The following is a 3,243-nucleotide window of genomic DNA, read 5'->3' on the forward strand; positions in this document are numbered from 1 at the left end:
CGGCCAGCAGCTGGCCCTTCTTCACCACGTCGCCCACGTTCACGCGCACCTCGGCAAGCCGGAGGCCGCTGGACTCGGAGCCCACGCTGGCCTCCTGCCAGGCCGCCACGTTGCCGTTGGCCGCGAGCGTGAGCGTCAGCTCGGTGGCTTCGGGTTTGGCCACGATCACGGTCAGCGTCGGCCGGGAGGCGGGCGTGGCGGCCTTGCCCTTGGCGGCGGCCGGCGTGCCGGCTTCGTTCGCGGGCTTGCGGGTCAGCCACACGGCCGCGGCGACGATGACGACCAGCGCCAGCAGCGCGATGGCAAGGGTGGAGCGTTTGATTCTTTTCATGGCGACGTCGCGACCTTGGCGGCCGGGTTGGAAGTCATTGAGGGCGATTCGGGGCGGGTCCAGCCGCCGCCCATGGAGCGGTACAGCGCCACCCAGGCTTCGGTGCGCTCGCGCTGCAGCGAGACGCGCGCGGTCTGCGCGGCAAAGAGCGTGCGGCGTGAATCCTCGAGCTCGAACAGGCTGGCCAGGCCGCTCTGGTAGCGCGCCTGGGTGGCGTCGAACGAGGCCTGGTAGTTCTTCACCGCAGCATCGGCATCGGCTGCGCGCGCATCGGTGGCCTCGAGGTTGACCAGCGCTTCCTCCACCTCGCGCACCGCCTGCCGCACGTTCGCGCGGTAGAGCGACACGGCCTCGGTGTAGCGTGCCTTGGCCGCGTCGCTGTTGGCCGCACGGGCACCGCCGTCGAGCAGCGGCACGGTGAGTGAGACCGGTCCGATGGTCCAGGTGTCGAGCGACTCGCGGAAGCCGCTGGTGCGGATCTGCATGCGGCCGATCGAGCCCGAGATGCTGAGCCTGGGATAGCGCTCGGCCTCGGCGGAGCCCACGTCGGCGCTGGCCGACGCCACGCCGAGTTCGGCTGCGTACACGTCGGGCCGCTGCGAGATCGCCTCGGCCGGCACGCTGGCGATGCTGCCAACCGCGGGCAGCGTGCGCTGCGCGGGCGAGGCGGCGAGCTTGCGTTCAAGCGTGGGTTCGTCGATGCCGCTGAGCGCCACCAGCGCCTTGCGCTGCACCGCGCACACCGCGCGCTGCTGGGTCAGGCGGCCCGAGGCGTCCGAGGCGCTGGCGCGTGCGAGCGCGGCATCGGCCGGCGCGGTGAAGCCGGCGCGCGCCGACAGGTCGGTGAGGCGTGCGGTTTCGCCGCGCGACTTGGCGTCGGACTCGGACACGCGCAGCTGCTGCTGGCAGGCGCGTTCGGCGAAGTAGGCGTTGGCCGTTTCGGCCGCGACGGCCACGCGGGCCTCGTGCCACTTGGCGGTGGCGCTGCTCAGCTTCTGCTCGGCCGAATCGCGGTCGGCACGCAGGCGGCCGAACAGGTCGATTTCCCATTTGGACTGCAGGCCGGCCTGCAGCGTGGTGAGTGGCGCGATGGCAGCCGTGCTGCTGCTGGACGAGGAAGCCGCGCCCCCCGAGCCGAAGGAGGAGCCCGAGACGCCGCGGCTGGCTGATGCCGTAGCGTCCAGGTTGGGCAGCAGCGCCGCGCCGGCCTGCACGCGCGTGGAGCGCGCCTCGGCCACGCGCGCCGCGGCGCTGGCGAGGTTGGGGCTTGCGGCCTCGGCCGCGGCAATCAGCTCGACCAGCAGCGGATCGTCCAGCTGGCGCCACCAGTCGGCCAACGAGGCCAGCGAACCGCCGTGCGGCAGCGGTGCATGCCATTGGGCCGGGAAGGGCGCCTCGACCGCAGCCGGCGGACGCGTCAGGCCGCAGCCCGCAAGGCCGAGACCCAGGCCCAGCGCCAGGCCAAGGGCGGCAATCGATCGGAGTCGTCTCATGTCTTCTTTCTCCCGGAACGGGCGGGCGCGGCCGCGGGCTTGGCGGCGGTTTGGCGGCGCAGGGCTTCGGCCTCGACCAGTGCAACGGCATAGCCCGTGAGGCGCTGCGCCCAGGTGTCCACGCTGCGCGGCGTGTTCAGCAGCGAGGGGCGTATCGCCTCGACGAGGTCCTGGCTCACGAAAAGCTGCATCGCCAGGCCCGTGATGGCAAAGCTCAGGCGGTGCACGTCGTCGTCGGGCCGCGCGAGGCCCAGGCGCCGGCACAGGATGCGCGCAATGGCATTGTGCGGACCCTTGATGTCGCGCTCCATCTCCTCGGCCCACTGGCTGGTCGGCTCGAGCATTTCGCGCAGGTGCAGCTGGATGCACTGGCGCACGATCTCTCCCTGCTTGAGCGGCTCGATCATGCGCGTGAAGAAGATCTGCAGCGCCTCTTCCAGCGGCAGCTCGGGCGCGGCATAGAGCGAGATGAAATCGCCCGCATTGCCGCCCATCGGCTCGCCGAAGGTGGCGGCATACAGCCCGGCCTTGTCGCCGAAGTAGTAGCTGATGGCCGAGATGTTCACGCCCGCGGCGCGCGCGATCTCGCGGGTCGAGGTCTTGGCGAAGCCGTTGGCGGCGAACAGCGCGAGGGCGGCGTAGAGCAGGCGCTGGCGTGCTTCGACGCCGTCGCTGCGCGGTGCGCGGGCGGAAAGTGCTTGCAGGGCGGAGGCGCTCATGCCGGCGATTAGACCATGCAGCAAATCAAACGTTTGATTTACTTATGGCGGGATGAGGGCTTTCTTCGCATGGGCGGCGAATGTGCTTTTGACGCATTTCCGCCGGCCGCATCGATGCCGCCGCAAGCGGCCCCGGCGAGCGGCCGAATGAGGCGCGCTACGATCCGCCCATGTCCGCCGTTCCGCCCGCCGCCGCGTCGCCCGCCCTGCCTCTGGATGCCGAAAGCATTCTTGCGCTGGCCGCGCGCTCGATGTTCCATCTGTTCTCGAGCATCAGCCAGGGCATGTTCCTGGTGGACCGCAGCGGGCGCATCGTGTGGGTCARCGAAGGCTATCGCCGCTTCCTGCCGGCGCTGGGTTTTTCGTCGATCGACCAGTTCCTGGGCCACATGGTCGAGGACGTCATTCCCAACACGCAGATGCGGCGCGTGCTCGAGACCGGCGAGCCGATCCTGGTCGACCTGCTCGACAACAAGGCGGGCACCTTCGTGGTCAGCCGCATTCCGCTGCGCGCCGAGAGCGATGGGCGCGCGGGGCAGGCGGGCGAAGTCATCGGCGCYATCGGCATCGTGCTGTTCGACCAGCCCGAGACCACGCTGCAGCCGCTCATCAGCAAGTTCGCGCTGCTGCAGCGCGACCTCGACGACGCGCGGCGCGAGCTCGCCACCCAGCGCAACAACCCGCTCTACCAGCACGCGGC

The 3,243-nt window shown here is 70.6% G+C and carries 2 protein-coding genes and 2 pseudogenes; 1 reads left to right on the forward strand and 3 read right to left on the reverse strand.

Features of this window, described 5'->3' with window-relative positions; genetic code table 11:
* The 3 genes and pseudogenes from AC1DOC_RS25820 to AC1DOC_RS25830 form a co-directional block, all read right to left on the reverse strand.
* Window positions 1-331 (reverse strand): annotated as a pseudogene (locus AC1DOC_RS25820) (efflux RND transporter periplasmic adaptor subunit); the annotation flags it as partial.
* Window positions 328-1,824 (reverse strand): efflux transporter outer membrane subunit, encoded by a 1,497-nt coding sequence (locus AC1DOC_RS25825; protein ID WP_012747522.1) that lies wholly within the window; start codon window positions 1,822-1,824, stop codon window positions 328-330. The gene AC1DOC_RS25825 and the pseudogene AC1DOC_RS25820, both read right to left, overlap by 4 nt.
* Window positions 1,821-2,543, reverse strand: coding sequence for a CerR family C-terminal domain-containing protein (locus AC1DOC_RS25830; RefSeq protein ID WP_012747523.1), 723 nt, complete (start codon window positions 2,541-2,543; stop codon window positions 1,821-1,823). The genes AC1DOC_RS25825 and AC1DOC_RS25830 overlap by 4 nt, the downstream gene beginning before the upstream one ends.
* A gap of 170 nt (window positions 2,544-2,713) precedes the next feature.
* Here AC1DOC_RS25830 and AC1DOC_RS25835 point away from each other — a divergent pair.
* A pseudogene (locus tag AC1DOC_RS25835) lies at window positions 2,714-3,243 on the forward strand (AAA family ATPase); the annotation flags it as partial.

The organism is Variovorax sp. 01T439_2, assembly GCF_056398445.1.

Excerpts from the sequence above, each read along its gene's own strand:
- AC1DOC_RS25825 (WP_012747522.1), bottom strand. The coding sequence starts at position 1,824 with ATGAGACGACTCCGATCGATTGCCGCCCTTGGCCTGGCGCTGGGCCTG.
- AC1DOC_RS25830 (WP_012747523.1), bottom strand. The coding sequence starts at position 2,543 with ATGAGCGCCTCCGCCCTGCAAGCACTTTCCGCCCGCGCACCGCGCAGC.